This is a genomic window from Mesorhizobium sp. M0678 (assembly GCF_040320505.1).
Lineage (GTDB): Bacteria > Pseudomonadota > Alphaproteobacteria > Rhizobiales > Rhizobiaceae > Mesorhizobium.
On sequence record NZ_JAMYPT010000019.1, the window covers coordinates 45,736 to 61,824 of the forward strand.

Below are 16,089 nucleotides of genomic sequence, written 5' to 3' on the forward strand. Positions count from 1 at the left end.
GCGCAATCCCGAAGCTGTACGCGAAAATCTCGTGGTGCCAACGATGCTGTCTATGGAATCGCGTCAAATCACCAGTACATACATCGGCTATTTGAGGTCCGCCTCAAGCTTTTCATCCCCAAAAGAATTGCCTCCCAGGTGCGGCTCGATAACCGAAGCTTGGCGATCTTATTCCACATCCGAGATACCTCCTCAGAACATGATCGATAATAGTGTTGCAGGCGCGCCACCGCAATTGCTTACCGCGATCACCTCCGAGAGCGCTCCGAGGATTGCTCATCCCGACGACGTACGTGGCGAGGATCGACCCGCCTGCGCCAATTCGGACGAGCGTGTATCCGGCGCAATCCTGAACCGATCGTGAGCTGAAGCTGCTGGAGGGAGCCCTTCCAACTCGTCACTGACCCCAGACCGATCCTGGCAGCGCGTTGAGCGGGATTTTCAGATAACGCAGGCCATTTTCCTCGACCTGAGGCAGCTCTCCTCCGCGAATATTAACCTGGAGGGCATGCAACATGAGCCTTGGCATCGGCAATGCCCTGTCTCGCGCCTCTCGAAGCCTGATGAACGCACTCCGAGATTGACCGGCGGCGTGCTGGTTTTTCTCTTTCTGCTCCGCCACCGAACTCTCCCACAGAGCCTGGCGCCCTCCCGGCTTGTAGTCGTGACCGGTAAAGAGACGGGTCTCGCCGGGTAAGCTCAAAATGTCCTGGATGGACTGCCACAGATCAGCTGCGCTGCCACCTGGAAAATCGGCGCGGGCGGAGCCGCTATCGGGCATGAAAAGCGTGTCGTGAATGAACGCCGCGTCGCCGATGACATACGTGATCGACGCCAAGGTGTGCCCTGGCGAGTGCATGACGCGGGCTTCCAGCTCGCCAATCTTGAAGATCTCGCCGTCGCCAAACAGCCGATCCCATTGTGAGCCGTCGCATGCGAGATCCGGCCAATCATAGATCTCGTGCCAGATCTGCTGCACTTGCTTCACGCGCTCGCCGATCGCTATCGGCACGCCGGTTTTTGCCTTGAGATAACCCGCGGCCGAAAAGTGATCCGCATGCGGATGGGTGTCCAGGATCCACTCGAGCTTCAAATTGTGGCTGTTGATGTAGTCGAGGATCGCGTCCGCATTTGTCGTTGCCGTCGAGCCAGACTTTTCGTCGAAATCGAGTACGGGGTCGATGATGGCGCATCTTCGCGAATTCGGGCATGCAACGACATATTGGATGCTGCCCGTCCGTGCATCGTAGAAGCCGACGACTTCAGGCTGCTGCATGGGCGATGCCCTCGACTGCGGCTCGCGGGAAAAAGATCGCCCGGCCAGGATCGAGGTCGTAGTCACGCTCGAAGTCCGTTGCGTCGGACGCAATCTGCGCCACGGCATCGAGTATGAACTGCACCTTCACGTCCGGCAGCAGAACGCTGAAATTCAGGCGGGTGAACCCAGGCTTTTTCGTTTCGTCGCCGGAGAGAATGGCTTGCCTGATTTCCTCGGACTGTTCGTCGTCGATCGACAGCAGTCTGTGAACATACGGGCCGGCGCAGGCGCAGCCACCGCGCGCCTGGATCCCGAACCGGTCGCTTAGCATGCGCGTGATCAGCTGCTGGTGGACGTAGCCACCCTTTCCGTTTTTGATCCGGAAGGAAAAGATCGGAAGCCGCTCAGGATCCGATAGACCGAGGAGCTCCAGCCGCGGCAGGGCTTTCCATGCGCGAAAAGCACGACGCGCCAGCTCGCGATTGCGCGCTGTCATCGCGTCGAGTCCGATCGCATCTTTGACGGTGAAGGCCAGCGCGGCTCGTATGTCGCCGATCACGTTCGGCGTGCCGGCTTCCTCGCGGGATTCCAGGCTGTCGCTGTAATCGTGTGTCTTCGGGGAGACAAACTTCACCGTCCCGCCACCTGGCCACGACGGCGTTTTCGTCGAAGATACGTCGCGTCGAACGATCAAGATGCCGGAAGCGCCGGGGCCTCCGAGGAACTTGTGAGGCGAAACAACTATTGCGTCGATCTCGGCATCTGGGGCGGGCGACATGGAAATCGGCAGGTAAGGACCTGCGCCCGCATAGTCCCAGATCATCTTTGCGCCGGCGGCCTTCACGATCACGGTGATGGCCGCGACATCGCTGGTGATGCCCGTGACGTTCGAGGCCGCGGACATCGAGCATATCGTTAGATCTGACGACCCCCCGCCAACCGCGTCCTTGAGCTGAGACAGGTCCGGCCCGCCAGACGGATGCTCAGCGATTTCCACGATTTCTGCCCCGCTCTCGCGCCAGGGCAGAATGTTGGAGTGATGCTCATAGGGACCGATAATGATCCGAGCGCGCTTGCCCGCTGCCACGGCTTCAGCGACGCCGAATAGCTTGACGAGGCGGTTGATCCCCGACGTAGCGCCGGAGCCGGTGAAGATCACAGCATGCCGTTCGGTGACCCCGCAGAATTGACCGATCAGGGCGCGCGCTTCCCGACGCATGCGGGTCATGAAGCCTCCGCAATACGAGGCTTCCGTGTGGCTGTTGGCGTAGTACGGCAGGACCTCGTCAAGCACAAAGCGCTCGATCTGACGGAGTGCGCGGCCTGACGCGACATAGTCGGCGTACACCAGGTCCTTTGGCCCGTAGGGACCCTCGATTTTCGCCGTCGATCCCACAAGCCCATCCCGGAGGTCGGCGGTCACGTCAGCCTTTTTCAACCCCTGGCGGAACTTTGACAGAGGGGTCTCGGTCTGCCTCGTCGTTGGGCGAACTGCTTGCACGGTCAGTCTCCCGGCTCGGATATTGACTCGGATTGTAGCCTGCTCCAGGCTCGAAAAATTCACCTATTTTCTGCAATTTCTTGCAAAGAGCGTGTCATATGATCGAAAATCTGGCGAAAATCGATGCATTTGATATGAAGATTTTGACGGCCATGCAGATCGATGCAAGCCTTTCGCAGCGAGATTTGGCGGAGAGGGTCGGCCTGTCTCAGAACGCGTGCTGGCGGCGGATCCAGCGCCTGCAGTCGCTAGGTCTTATCCGCGGGTCGCACAGCAATATCGATCTGCGAGCGCTGGGGCTCGACCTGACGGTTTTCGTAATGGTCCGCACTCGCCACCATTCCAAGGAGTGGAGTGAGGCGTTCCGTGCCCATGTTGAACGGTTGCCGGAGGTGATCGATTTCTATCGGATCGGAGGGGACTGGGACTATCTGATCAAGGTCGTGACACAAGGCATGTCCGGCTACGATGCGTTCTACCAGAAACTGATCACGAACTTCGATCTGGCTACGGTGACAGGCTTCTTTTCCATGGAAGCGATCATCAACAATCGTCCAGTGGATCTGACCAATCTGCGATGAGGCGGCGCCCGCTGTAGGGCGCTTCGCCTTCATCGTCGCCAAGCCTTCGGCCGTGGCTCACCAGGGTGAGGTGTCGGTTTTTTACAAGAGCCCGCAGGTCTGGCAGAGCGTTCGCCCATCAGCTGTTTGCAGGCCTCAACTGAGCCTTGAGCTCCTCCGGCCTTGATGCGCGGGTCCTGGCGACGCTTCGCTCAGGTCCGCACCCTAAGGGCTTGCTCCAGCCTGTCGGCAATCTGGGTGACGATATAGGCAATCACCATGTAGATCACGACGGCAATCACGAAGGCTTCGAGGTAGTAGTAGTTCAGCGCGGCGGTCAGCTGGGACTGGGCGAAGATATCGACAACCTCGATGGCGAATCCGAGAGAAAGCGCCTTCATGATGACCATCATCGAGGTTGTCAGGTCGGGAATTGCCGTGAGGGCCACCTGGGGGAACAGAATCCGTCGGAACAATTGGCCGTTCGTATAGCCAAGCGAATGGGCGGCGTCTGACTGACCGGTGTCGAAGGCGTTCAAGGCTCCCTTGATAATCTCGGATTGGAACGCAGCGATACAGCCTGTCACCGCAATAACAAGGATGACCGAGTTGGGTGTTTCATGGGCGTTGAAGTTGACCCCGAGCAACGAGAGCAGGAACTGGAACGCCGGGGGCAGACCGAAATAGGCGAGGAAAATCACGATCACCATCGGAACGCCCTTGAAGACGATCTTGTAAGCCATGATGAGCTCTCGCAGCACCGGGACTCGTCTATATTCGACGAGTGCAAAAATGCTGCCGACTAGCGTCGACAAGACGAAAATCGTCAGCGCCATTCCAAGCGTTACAGGTACGGCGCCCAGAATTTCCTGGGTGTCCTGGAGCAAAATTTCGGTATCGAACATGGTTTAATACCCTTTAGGTCAGACGCTGGCGATGGCCGCGTTCTTGATCTGAGCTGTTGTCGTGGCCTCAGGTGCCTGCATCGGCGAGCGAAGCTCGAACAAGTGCACGATGAACCAGGCAATCAGGCACATAAGCGCATAGATGACCGCCAGGACGAGGTATGTTTCGAACTGGTACTGGTTATAGTCGCGCTCCATGATCAAATGCGCGGTCGCCATCACGTCCGCCGCCCCGATGTACATGACGAGCGCAACGTTGTGGATCAGGTAAATGATGGAGTTTCCATAGCCCGGCAATGCGAAGTGCACCGCTTGCGGGCCCACGATGCGGGTGATCTTCTGGCGAAAGGTATATCCGAGACTGTCGGCTGCATCATGCTGGCCGCGATCGACGGCCAGGTATGCGGGCCGAAGGACTTCCGACAGATAGCCGCCATGGTAAAAGCTCAGTCCGACCATCGCAGCGATCGTCGGCGAGAAGAAATCTGCGGAGCCGAACAGGGCCACCAATAGGGGGAGCCCGTAGAACGCGACGAACAACTGGAGGACGACGGGAACGCTGCGGGCATAGGACACGTAGAGGTCGGTGAGGTGGCTGACCACTGGTATCCTGCGAATCCGCAATGTTGTCGCAACGAGCGCCAAGCAAAAGCCGACCAACATGGCGGTAAACGTGATAGCGAGCGTCAGCGGCAATGCCGAGAGCAACTCGGGAATCATAGCAGAAACATCCACTTTGAAACGCTCCTTCTTGCAATTCAGCCTTGCCGCTGACGATATCTACTCAGATCACATCATTTCATATACTTGACGATGCCTTCGCCAAACCACTTCTGCGATAGCTTTTCGATCGTGCCGTCGTCTTTCAACTCCTTGAGAACTTTGTTCACTTCATCGACCAGAACCTTGTTTTCATCTGACCTGTGAATAAGCATATAGGTGTTGTTGCTGAAGACTGGTTCGGACGCCACGATGTCGAGCTTCTTTTCATCGATGACGGTCTGCTCACCAAGATTTGAAGGCAGGACCAGCGCGTCGAACTTGCCGTTCTGAACCTCATCCAAACGGTTTGGATACGGGATTCCGGCGCTCGACGCCGTCACGTCAAGCTTGTATTGCGGATTTTCTTTTTGCCAGTTCATGATGAACTTATAGGTTCCGCCGCCAGCCGTGGTCGGAACGATCCTCTTGCCGACCAGATCTTTCATTTCTTTGATGCCGCTGCCCTTTTTGCTGTAGATCTTCATCAGGCTGGCGCCCATGGGGTTTTCCGGAATGAAGAACTGCTTGGCGCGCTCGGGTGACTTGTAGTAACCGCCGACCGCGATGTCGTATTTGCCTGTGGCCAGGCCGGTTTCCTGCGCGATGTCGGAGACACCTTCCATTTCGAACTTGTATTGCGGCAGCTTTGCGTTGATCGCCCTCAGCAGATCGGGTTCATACCCTTGCGGCTCGACGCCGAGCGCGCCCCAAGCCAATGGCTTGGATTCGGCAGAGGTCGCGATCTTGATTGTCCGAACGGTCTGACCGTAACTGATCCCTGCTGTCGCAAGGGCAATTGCGATGCCGCCGGCGACGGCCAGGGCATAACGACGCGAAAAACTGGATTTGATTGCAGACATTTCTTGGGTTCCCTTCTTGTTGGATTATTGAAAAGCGAGTTCAGACTGCAGGAATTGAGCAAGTCGTGGGCTGGAAGGCGCATCGAAGATCTCAGCCGGACTGCCGTCGGCGGCAACCACGCCACGATCCATGAAGACGATCCGGTTCGAGATGTTCTTTGCGAATTGCATCTCGTGGGTCACAAGCAGCGAGGTGATGCCGGACGACGTGACGTCCTTGATCACCTTCAGGACTTCACCGACCAGTTCGGGGTCCAGCGATGATGTCGGTTCGTCGAAGAGCATCACATCCGGCCGAACCGCCAGCGCACGTGCGATGCCTGTACGCTGGAGTTGGCCACCTGAGAGCTGGGACGGATAGCTGTCCCGCTTCGCTGAGAGGCCGACCCTTTCGAGCTCTCGCAGCGCGATTTCGCGCGCCTCGTCCGTGGACTTGCGCTGCACTACGACCAGCGGATCCATCACGTTCTGGAGGACGGTCATGTTCTTGAAGACGTTGAATTGCTGAAAGACCATCGCTGTCCGGAGCCGGATCGCTTGGATGGCTGCCTTGTCGGCGCGCTGGTAATCCATCAGAATCTGGTCGAACGCGATGGTTCCAGATGCAGGCTTAACCAGGTAGTTGATGCATTTCAGCAGGGTGGTCTTGCCCGTGCCGCTTGGGCCGATGATTGACACAACGTCACCTCGCTTTACCGAGAGATTGACGCCGTTCAGGACCTGCGTGCTTCCGTAGGACAGCTTTATGTCTTTGAGTTCAAGCATTCTGGTTGGTGCCCTTCAGAGTGTGGGAAGGAGTGCCTTGACCGCATGCGATATCATCACCCGCTCTCCGCATGGCCGAGAACGTGCATCAGCCGGTTTGCCCAGCCGAAGATAGATATGGCGTGGATCAGGTCGATGATCTCGCGGTCATCCATGCCGACTGATCGAAGCGCGGCGATATCGTCTGTCGTCGCTTCCGACGGTGCCCCCGACAGGCGGCGGGCAAAGCTGTAGATTGCAGCATCGCGTGGGCCGAGCGCTTCAGGTTTGTCGAGATACAGCGCGGAGACCACTTGGTCGCTCTTGGTCAGCTCCGCATGCCTGCGGGCGTGAACAACGGCACAGAATTTGCAGCCATTGACGATCGAGGCGCCCAAGGCGCCAAGTTCGCGATCGGGACGGGCGAGCCCGCCCTCGACATACATGATCGCGTTGAACAAGATGGTGCGGGCAAGATAGCTTTCCGGATCATGCACAAGGGTCCGTACATATTCCGAAACTTTCTTGGCTGATGGCGTAACCTTCATCGCATCGAGCTGTTCCGGCGTGGCCCCGGACAGCTCGACCGGCGCGATATATGGATGCCAGTTCAATGGCTTCAGACGAACCGAGGAGATCATGTCGACCTCATCAGGCGCAAGCCGGTCGCCACCCGTGTCTGGAAGTTGACAAAAGCGATTAGCTCGGAGAGCGCGACGATCTGAGGATTGTTCAATCCAGCCTTCTCCAGGAGAGCGATATGGCTCGCTTCCGCCTTTTTCGGCGTCAGGGTGACCAGGTCAACATGACGAACGATGGTCGCCAGGGGTTCATTCAAATCCGTTTCCCCCTGGGCCAAGGCCAGAAGCTGCTCGGTCGGACCAAGCTGAGCCAGCTGCACATCATATTCGGCCACCAGGACCGGATCGGCGTTCAGGGCGGCCATGCGACGGGCAAGAGCAACACGCAAATTCGGCGCCAGCCCCTGATCGGTTGCCGGGTGCAGCACCGAGAGGCGACATTCTTCTGCCCCTCGCACGAATTCGGGCCGAAACCGCCTTGCGGCGAAAAGGGTATCATCCGGTGAAAGGCCGGCAGCCTTGTCCATCGCGTCGATCACAACGCGGCCTCCTTCTGCAGCAAGGGAGTTGAATCGACCCATTCGTCGCCCAGAAGTTCCGGCGTGTCGTAAGCCATCAGATTTGCGAAGTGGGTTTCGACATCTTCGGCAAAAAGTGAAGATGCGATGCCGCGCACAAGACGGTCGGCACCGGCGCTGACGGCCGGGATATCGCCAGAGACCTTGCCGTGCGTCAGCATGGCGGCGTCGTTGAAGCAGTGGATATGTCCCAGCATCGGGCAGGAACCGGGAATGCGTTCACGAAACTCGAAGGCAGGACCGAGATCCGGTGCATCGGACATGCCTGCACGCGGCGGTCCCATTTCCGGTGAATATCGACCATCCGACCAGGTGCGGATATGCGGGGCGAGCGCGGCAAATTCCGGGCGGTCGCTGAAGTCGTTTGAAAAGCCGGTTGCAGCGATCAGGAAGTCGTAGTGAATCGGCCCCTGCGTTGTTTCGATCAGCAGGCCCCCGGCATCTTCCTTTACCGCAAGTATGCCGCAGTCGAGAAGGAACCGAGCATTCGAGTGGCGAGACACGCGGAGTGTCGATGAACGCGGCGGCGGTGTCTGGGTCGAGGCGGTATAATCGAAGAATTTCCACTTCCAGGCGTCGGGCAAGTGATGCATGCCGAGTACAACACCCGGGCTGCCAATGCCGGTCAGCTTGTTGATGCGCGGCATTTCCTTGCGCCGGATCAACATGTCAACAGAGCCGGCGCCCGCCTCGAGTGCCGTTGCGGCATTATCCATGGAAGAGGCGCCAGCACCGATGACAGCGACACGCTTGCCTTTCAGCGTGTCGAAGTCGATGTCGTCGGCAGAATGGGCCCAATAGGCCCGATCAATGCCGCTGAGGAAATCGGGCACGGCAAAACCGCCCAACCCGGACCGACCAGTGGCCAGAACGAGACGACGGGTGAGAACCCGGCCGGTTTCCGCGCCTTCGATATCGATCGCAATCAGATCTCCAACGGCTGCCAGTCCGGTCATGCGCACGCTGTTGCGCACCGGCAGGCCAAGAACCTTGCGGTACCAGACCAGGTAGTCCATCCACTGGCCCTTGGGGATTTTGTCCAGCGACCGCCAGGCCTCAACGCCCCATTGCGCCGTGAACCAGGCGCGGAACGTCAATTGCGGCAGGCCGAGCGACGGACCGTGCAGGGTTTTTGGCGACCGAAGCGTTTGCATGCGGGCAAACGTGACCCATGGTCCCTCGAGCCCGGCCGGAGCCGCATCATAGGCCACGACATTGGTTATCCCGGTCAGCACCAGCTTTGCCGTGGCAGCAAGTCCGCACATACCGGCGCCGATCACCACGACATCACGGACCGGCACGCCATCGTGCGAACGCGCGGGAACCCATGGCTTGGCGGGCAGTTCGAGAAAGTCGAGATCCTGTGCAAGCTGTGCTTCGAGCGCAGCAAGACCTGTCGGCGTTGGCGCGGCGGGGGTATGCTTCATATTCCCGTTCCGTGATTTGTGCCGGATGCAGGATCGTTCACCAATTGGCCAGCGAGGGCCGGATCTAGTTTCTTGAAGCCGACGATCGACCGTTCAGCCACCGCCTCGACCGCATCCATCAACGCCTGCGCAACTGGACGAAGGGGGCGTTTCTCGGCAGCCACAACGCCCCAATAAAAGAGAACGGTCACGTCGATCGGGCGAATGACGACACCAGGCAGGGCCACGCCATAGGCGGTGAGGGGATCAATGACAGCGGCAACGCCAGTCCGCCGGACGATCTGCAACGCGCCATATGCAGTATTGGTCCGGATCACTGGCCCGGTGTCGATGCCCCTGGCCGCCAAGGCCTTGGAGACATGCAACTGGAAACGTAGGGGGTTGAGCAATGTGGCGACGCGGCGACCGGCAAAAGCGGAAAGCGGTATGACGTCAAGTTCAGCCAGCGGATCGTCCTCCCGCACGGCAGCAACATCAGGTGCCGAATAGAGCCGCAGGACATCCAGCCCAGGCGTATCGAGCGGCAGGCTTGAAAACCCGATCTCGGCACGTCCGCTCCGCACCTCCTGGGCGACGATCGAGGGCAGAAACTGCCCCAGATGCGTCTCGTGCGGAAGTTCGACACCTTTGAGCTCGGCCATGGCCGTCGGGATCAAGCCAGTTCCGATCGCCGAGGTCGTAACAATCTGCAGAATCCGACCTCGGCCGGCGGCAATCATCTTGGCCCGCGCCGCTAGCTCGGTGAAGGACATCAGCAAGCGCCGCGCCTCCTCCTCGAAGGCCACACCCTCCTCGGATAACTGCACCCGGCGACCGACACGGTGCAGCAATTCGAAGCCGAGCTCCGCCTCGAGGTCCTGAATGGTGCGTGTCACCGAAGGCTGGGAACACCCGAGCATCTCGGCAGCCTTGGTGATGCTGCCGCTGGCAGCAACCGCAAGGAAGCTCTGAAGGTCGCGGGTTTCCATGTTCTCTCTACATGCGCAATCCGTATGATTGACATCGTCTCATTCATTTTTGATATATGTCAAGCGGAAACGAATATTCGCTGAGGCATGTTGCAATCGCGGGCTCAGGCCGGAATCCCATCGCCAGAAGCCGACGATGGCAGATGCGGCTCCGATTTGTGGAACCTCCTAGTGAGAAATGGAGGCTGCAATGCCCGCAACAGGAGGGAATTTATGCGCGTAAGCATTCTTGGCGCCGGAGCGATTGCTTACGGCCTTGCCGCCTATCTGGCCGAAGCGGGACATGACCCTATGCTTTGGTCGCCTTCCGGAGAACGCACCAAGGCGCTGGCCGCCGGTGGATTGCTGAAGGCTACCGGAGCTATCAAGGCAACGACTAAGGTGCGCATCGCCAAGGATTGCGAAGACGCCATTGCCGATGCCGACGTCGTCATAATCGCGTTGCCGGCTTACGGGCACAAGATGGTGATGGACGCTGCCACTCCTTATCTAAGGGACGGAACGCCGGTTATCATCAGCTCGCACAGTTCCTTTGGGGCACTGTATCTCTCCAAGCGGCTTGCGGACCGGAAGGTTAGCCTGCCGATCGTCGTCTGGGGTACCACGCTCGTGACCGGGCAACAGCGCGGGCCAGCCGAAATCGATGTTGCAACCGTTCGCCAGAAACTGGATGTCGCGACGCTGCCTTTCAGTGCTCAGGACCAAGGGTTCGAGCTTTGCACGAGCTTGTTCGGCGATCGTTTCGTCAAGCGCGACGGCATGCTTGCTATCGCGCTCAGCAACCTCAATCCGCAGAACCATCTCGGGATCGCTCTTCTTAATCTCACACGCATGGAGAAGGGAGAACAGTGGAGCCAGGCCGGAAGCGTCACCCCGGCTGTCGGCCGTTTTATCGAGGCTCTGGACGCGGAACGATTGGCGATCGCCGCCCGTTTTGGAATTGCCGTGCGCACAGTTGAAGAGCATTTTTCATTGTCGTTTCACGTCCCCATGGCCACCGTTTCGGAAATGAACCAGGAGATGGATCGCCAAGGCCGCGGCGGCTTCGGCCCGTCAACCATCGAAAGCCGCTATATTCTCGAGGACGTTCCGTTCGGGCTGCTGCCGACCGTTTTGTTGGGGAAGATCAGCGGAAATTCAGCGATTCTCCATGAATCTGGAATTGCCATATTCTCGGCGGCTTACGGTCGCGATCTTAAGGGAGATAATGATATTCTTCCCGCGTTGGGCTTCGAGGGAATGGCAAAAGCGGAGCTCGAAAACCTTTGCCGTAAGGGATTTTAACAAGTTTCCACAGTGGACTGGGACATAGGCCAAGTGCCCGAAAAACCGCCGGGGCTGGTTGCCGGCGAGCACGACATGCAGGTTCCTCGGCGAGCGCCGGGAGATCTCTCCAGGAACTCAGCACGAGATCGAATGGTCCCGCCCGGCGGTGTGAGTGGGTCTGTAGCAGGGTCCGTCATCGAAACCCAGTGCGGCATGGTTCCATCAGTTGCCAGATGCCTGAACATTGCATCAACTGCGCAGGCGCTTCGCGCCTCCATCAAGATACCGGCCATGCAGGCGCCGACAGTCCGGAACAACGAGTGTCGTAGCCCGTTCAGGATAAGTGGTTCGTCCACAATCAGCTACGCGAGATAGACATGTTCCGATTTCTAACGTTGGCAGGGACCATCTTGGGTCTGACGATGTCGCCGGCGCAGGCCGCCAGTGATGCGGATCAGGCCGTCGAACAATTTCACCGTACCTGTCTGGCCGAGGGTCCCAATTTCGAGCGCATGATAGAGACCGCGCACGAACGCAGGTGGACACTTATTGCCGAAGCAGGCTTCGCCGAACTCGCGCCAATCGCTAATCCAACCTCAGTGGAGGCATGGCTCGTGGCCGAAGCGGAGGAAGGATTGCCAGCAGGAACCATCATCGGCACCACCAAGGCAACGATGAGCGGCAAACCGGTGCAGACGTGTACGCTGGCATTTCCCGATGTCGATCAAGAGGCATTTCGGAAGAGTTTCTTCACCCGTACGGATGCCGAGAAGATTGCCGAAGATCGCGATACGGAGGAGTTCTCGCGTCTCTACATCCTCGTTGCCGGCGGACGTAAGCAATTTGTCCGGCTGGTGGTCCTGCCTTCAACGCCACCAGGAAACCCGCGCGTCGTTGCCAGTTCGATCATGGCCGACTGACATGTCATTCCTCCCGCCCCCGTGCTCCTCTGGAGGGCGAACACTGCGAAATGTCGCGAGCAGCAGAAGGTCGTAGATAATTTTCAGCCCACCGGCGATGATCAGGGGCCAGCCGAAGCTGGAGACGGCAAGGAGAGCCCCTGCGAGGACTGGACTGGCGGCCGCCGCGAGGCTGCGGGGGACGGCGGTGATGCTCGCCGCGGCAGCCCGCTCTTCGGGCGTCACCACGGCCATGACGTACGATGTGCGGGTCGGCACGTCCATCTGCGACAGCGCGCTTCTAATCAGCAGAAGAGCGATAGCCGGAGCGACGCTCGGCATGAACGGGATGAGCACCAGACAGAGGCTCGACGGAAGGTGCGTAAACACCATCGTGTTTTATGAGTCCGATCTGCTGGGAAATTCGCACAGCGACCAAATAGGACGCAGCCGAAAGGACACCCGTCCAGAAGAAGATTGCGCCGGTCGCGGCGAGCGACAGGCCGAACCGTTGAAAGAGCCAGAGGGCCAACAACGATTGGACGACGAAGCCGCCTGCGAAAGCGTCGAGGCTGAAGAGCGCTGCGAGTGACAGAACGATGGAGCGAGACCTGCGCAATGGCTGTGCCGACACTTTGCCTGCATCAGGCGCGTCACTCGGCAGCCGCCGATAGAGGAGCAGTGCCGCCAACCCAAGTGAGGCATAAAATAGAAAAGCTGCCTGGAGGGCCTGCTTCATTTCCAGGCCGATGGCGTCGCGGAGAAAGTCGGGCGCTCCTGCGGCCAGCGCTCCGACGGCGCCGGCGAGAGAGCCGATGAGGCTGTAGCGCGCAAAGAGCGCCGTGCGGTCGCGGTCGGTGACGCTCTGCGCAAGCTGCGCATGTTCGAGCGGTAGAAACACGCTGACGTCCCCTGAAGATGGGTTCAGCGTGCCGACGAACGCGATGAGAAGCAGCGGCCAGAAGTCGTGAACCACAGCGAAGACGATCCCCGTGGCTATCATGAGGACAGCCGCTGCGGTCAGCAGCGCTCGACGGGAGAAGCGATGCGCGACGATCCCAACAGCCAGGGTGAGGACGGCTGAGCCCGCGAGCGTCGCCGTCGACAGGGTTCCGATCTCGAAGGCGTCGAAGCCGAGCGTGGCCAGATAGGCGGGAAGCAGGATGCTGACCAGACCGTCACCGAACGCCCGCAGTCCCCTTGATATCAGCAGGTTCGCAGCAGTCGGCTCAGCACCGGCAGGAAGCAGCCTGAAGCGCCGCTTCGAAATAGCTTTGCGCAAACCGTGCGCGAGCCACTGTAACGTCAACGATGCCTCCTCACCACTGGTAAGCGGCGCTGGCTGCACGGGTTAGATCGCTCCCGTTGCCATCCCGTAGAGCAGCCCGAGGATCGAACAGCCGAGGAGCACCGGGAGCATGCCGATCTTGAAGCGAAACACCGCTAGCAGCGCACCCAATGTCAGGACGAGGGACGGGACGTTGACGGAGCTGAATGCGGGCACATCGACCGTCATGCCGAACCCTTTGACCTCGCGCAGTGCTCCAAACAGAACGTGAAGCGCGAACCACACCGCCAGGTTCAGGATCACGCCCACCACGGCTGCCGTTATGGTCGCCAGCGCGGCGGACAAGGCCTTGTTGCTGCGCAACGTTTCCACGAACGGCGCACCGACAAATATCCAGAGGAAGCAAGGTGTGAAGGTGACCCAGGTGGTGAGCAGGCCGCCCAACGTTCCAGCGAGCAGCGGATTAAGCGATCCCGGCGCTCGATACGCGCCCATGAACCCGACGAACTGGGTCACCATGATCAAGGGGCCAGGCGTCGTCTCCGCCATGCCGAGGCCGTCCAGCATCTCGCCTGGCTTCAGCCAGCAATATGTATCGACAGCCTGCTGCGCCACGTAAGCGAGGACGGCGTAGGCGCCTCCGAAGGTCACGACCGCCATCTTCGAGAAAAAGACCGCGATATCGGCGAAGACATTGCCGGACCCGAACAGCACGAAAAGGCCGAGGACAGGTGCCAGCCATAGCACCAGAAACACGCCTCCGATCTTCAACGACCAGCTGACCGGCGGGCGAGCATGGGCAGGAATGCCTTCGCCGAGCGCCGATTCCGCGTCGGCGACCTGCTTGCCGCCGACCTTGCCATGGCCGTTGCCCGCCATGAACGCTGCCAGCCCGGCCCGCCCGCCGACGTACCCGATCACTCCGGCCGTCAGGACAATGAGCGGGAATGGGACATGGAACAGGAAGAGCCCGATGAAGGCGGCGGCGGCGAGGCCTATCATGACTTTGTTCTTGAGCGCCCGCTTGCCGACCCGGATAACCGCCTCGAGCACGATGGCGAGGACGGCGGCCTTCAGACCGAAGAAAAGCGCCTGCACCGCGCCGACATTGCCAAAGATTGCATAGATCCAGCTCAGCGCCATGATGGCGATCACGCCCGGCAATACGAACAGCGTGCCGGCCACGAGCCCGCCTCGGGTTTTATGCAGGAGCCACCCGATGTAGACGGCGAGCTGCTGGGCCTCCGGTCCTGGCAACAGCATGCAGTAGTTCAGCGCATGCAGGAACCGCGTCTCGCCGATCCAGCGCTTCTCCTCAACGAGGATGCGATGCATTACCGCGATCTGGCCGGCCGGGCCACCAAAACTCAACGCCGCCACACGCGCCCAGACCCGCACTGCTTCGCCGAAGGGGATGCCATGCGAAGGGTTATCACCGAGCGCATTCGGATGGACGGCACGAACGCTGGTCATTGGTTCCCCTCACCCGCGCTTCTGGCGGAAATATCGATAGAGGTTGTCGAACACCGAAGCACCCTCGGCGATCCGTTGCTCGTCTCCCGCATTGGCCATGGCGATCCCAGCGATCAGGCTGGCGATGCCGGTGGTTTCCTCGCGACTGAACTTGCCGTCCTTGAGGTCGATGTCGTGGACAATCTCGGCGATGGCCTGCAGCGCCGGGTCGACTATGCCACTACGATTGAGCAGTACCTCGAAGCTGCAGCAGTCCCCTTCATGGGTGATTTCGCCTTCGAACATGTCGAAGCGCAATTCGCCCTCCTTTGGCACGTGTCCCTTGCCCGCCACGAAGCGGATCGTTGCATCGGCATCGATGAAGCGATGGATCAGCCAGCTGCAGGCGATGCGGTCGACATGCACGTCCCGCCGCGTGACCCAGGTCCGGCCCTTGACCTCACCCAGCTCGGCCGTCTTCTTCGGTTCCTTGGTCATGGCCTTGTCCTCTATAAGCTGAGCCTCGAGCTCGGCGATCAGTCCCTCGGCGGCGAGCCGCCCGCTGGCGCCGAAGAAGTCGATCGCCACGACTTCGGCAAGCCGCTTGCGCATTCGACCGAGTTGCGCGCGGGCATCCGCGCGCCGATCCTCGGTCTTGTCGGAGTCGATAGCCGCCGTTAGATCGCGCGCTGCCTTGGCGACCTCTGCATAGTCGATGTCCCGCGCGGCATCGAACAGCGCCCGAACCTGTGCGTCCGTCAGGCCGTCGATCAGACGCGCCTCACACACCATCGCCTCACCGCCACCGTCGATAATTTCCTTCAGGAGCCATTCGAAATCCTCCTGCGTTTCTGCATCGGCGGGCAGCGCATAGACTGTGCTTTTGACCGCAACTGCGCCGATACCCTGCAGCCGCCGCCAGATCTTTACCCGGAAATAGGCTGGTTTGGTCGGCAGCTGATGGATCAAGAGCAGCCAGCGCTGCTCGGTCCCAAGTTCCCCTTCGCTCATCAGCACACCGTATCACCGAGAAAGGCAAA

General features: G+C 59.7%; 15 protein-coding genes and 1 pseudogene. 3 read left to right on the forward strand and 13 right to left on the reverse strand.

What is annotated here, in order from left to right; all coding sequences use genetic code 11:
• Positions 1-397: 397 nt before the first annotated feature.
• Positions 398-1,276, reverse strand: coding sequence for an MBL fold metallo-hydrolase (locus tag NKI29_RS25885; protein WP_352797684.1), 879 nt, complete (start codon positions 1,274-1,276; stop codon positions 398-400).
• Complete coding sequence (locus NKI29_RS25890; RefSeq protein ID WP_502896726.1) at positions 1,263-2,759, reverse strand: aminotransferase class V-fold PLP-dependent enzyme; 1,497 nt, start codon at positions 2,757-2,759, stop codon at positions 1,263-1,265. Before NKI29_RS25890 ends, NKI29_RS25885 begins: the two co-directional genes overlap by 14 nt.
• A gap of 98 nt (positions 2,760-2,857) precedes the next feature.
• Here NKI29_RS25890 and NKI29_RS25895 point away from each other — a divergent pair, with 98 nt between their 5' ends.
• On the forward strand, positions 2,858-3,340 hold the full coding sequence (locus tag NKI29_RS25895; protein WP_352797690.1) for an Lrp/AsnC family transcriptional regulator: 483 nt from the start codon (positions 2,858-2,860) through the stop codon (positions 3,338-3,340).
• Between the two features lie 191 nt (positions 3,341-3,531).
• Here the strand turns inward: NKI29_RS25895 and NKI29_RS25900 are convergent, their stop codons facing one another.
• From NKI29_RS25900 to NKI29_RS25935, 8 genes are read right to left on the reverse strand one after another with little or no spacing between them, the layout of a single operon-like run.
• Positions 3,532-4,224, reverse strand: a complete 693-nt coding sequence (locus tag NKI29_RS25900) for an amino acid ABC transporter permease (RefSeq protein WP_352797692.1) — start codon at positions 4,222-4,224, stop codon at positions 3,532-3,534.
• Positions 4,225-4,242: 18 nt separating this feature from the next.
• Complete coding sequence (locus NKI29_RS25905; RefSeq protein ID WP_031194726.1) at positions 4,243-4,959, reverse strand: amino acid ABC transporter permease; 717 nt, start codon at positions 4,957-4,959, stop codon at positions 4,243-4,245.
• A 59-nt stretch (positions 4,960-5,018) separates the two neighbouring features.
• Positions 5,019-5,846 (reverse strand): transporter substrate-binding domain-containing protein, encoded by an 828-nt coding sequence (locus tag NKI29_RS25910; RefSeq protein ID WP_352797694.1) that lies wholly within the window; start codon positions 5,844-5,846, stop codon positions 5,019-5,021.
• A gap of 24 nt (positions 5,847-5,870) precedes the next feature.
• Positions 5,871-6,611: an amino acid ABC transporter ATP-binding protein gene (locus NKI29_RS25915; protein WP_352508388.1), complete on the reverse strand. Its 741-nt coding sequence runs from the start codon at positions 6,609-6,611 to the stop codon at positions 5,871-5,873.
• Positions 6,612-6,667: 56 nt separating this feature from the next.
• Positions 6,668-7,231: a peroxidase-related enzyme gene (locus NKI29_RS25920; RefSeq protein WP_352797698.1), complete on the reverse strand. Its 564-nt coding sequence runs from the start codon at positions 7,229-7,231 to the stop codon at positions 6,668-6,670.
• On the reverse strand, positions 7,228-7,710 hold the full coding sequence (locus tag NKI29_RS25925) for a CMD domain-containing protein (protein ID WP_352797701.1): 483 nt from the start codon (positions 7,708-7,710) through the stop codon (positions 7,228-7,230). Before NKI29_RS25925 ends, NKI29_RS25920 begins: the two co-directional genes overlap by 4 nt.
• Positions 7,707-9,176: an NAD(P)-binding domain-containing protein gene (locus NKI29_RS25930; RefSeq protein ID WP_352797703.1), complete on the reverse strand. Its 1,470-nt coding sequence runs from the start codon at positions 9,174-9,176 to the stop codon at positions 7,707-7,709. Before NKI29_RS25930 ends, NKI29_RS25925 begins: the two co-directional genes overlap by 4 nt.
• The gene (locus NKI29_RS25935; RefSeq protein WP_352797705.1) at positions 9,173-10,144 is read right to left on the reverse strand and encodes a LysR family transcriptional regulator; all 972 of its coding nucleotides are present in this window, start codon (positions 10,142-10,144) and stop codon (positions 9,173-9,175) included. The genes NKI29_RS25930 and NKI29_RS25935 overlap by 4 nt, the downstream gene beginning before the upstream one ends.
• Before the next feature lie 213 nt (positions 10,145-10,357).
• Here NKI29_RS25935 and NKI29_RS25940 point away from each other — a divergent pair, with 213 nt between their 5' ends.
• Both NKI29_RS25940 and NKI29_RS25945 read left to right on the forward strand, forming a co-directional pair.
• Positions 10,358-11,428 carry an NAD/NADP octopine/nopaline dehydrogenase family protein gene (locus tag NKI29_RS25940; protein ID WP_352797707.1) on the forward strand — a complete coding sequence of 357 codons (1,071 nt, stop codon included), beginning with the start codon at positions 10,358-10,360 and terminating at the stop codon, positions 11,426-11,428.
• 359 nt (positions 11,429-11,787) lie between these two features.
• Complete coding sequence (locus NKI29_RS25945; RefSeq protein ID WP_352452044.1) at positions 11,788-12,330, forward strand: hypothetical protein; 543 nt, start codon at positions 11,788-11,790, stop codon at positions 12,328-12,330.
• A gap of 21 nt (positions 12,331-12,351) precedes the next feature.
• Here the strand turns inward: NKI29_RS25945 and NKI29_RS25950 are convergent.
• From NKI29_RS25950 to NKI29_RS25960, 3 genes and pseudogenes are all read right to left on the reverse strand, one after another.
• Positions 12,352-13,558 (reverse strand): annotated as a pseudogene (locus NKI29_RS25950) (MFS transporter); the annotation flags it as partial.
• 102 nt (positions 13,559-13,660) lie between these two features.
• Positions 13,661-15,070 carry a chromate efflux transporter gene (gene chrA, locus NKI29_RS25955; RefSeq protein WP_352797709.1) on the reverse strand — a complete coding sequence of 470 codons (1,410 nt, stop codon included), beginning with the start codon at positions 15,068-15,070 and terminating at the stop codon, positions 13,661-13,663.
• A 9-nt stretch (positions 15,071-15,079) separates the two neighbouring features.
• The gene (locus NKI29_RS25960) at positions 15,080-16,060 is read right to left on the reverse strand and encodes a chromate resistance protein ChrB domain-containing protein (RefSeq protein WP_352797712.1); all 981 of its coding nucleotides are present in this window, start codon (positions 16,058-16,060) and stop codon (positions 15,080-15,082) included.
• Positions 16,061-16,089 lie beyond the last annotated feature (29 nt).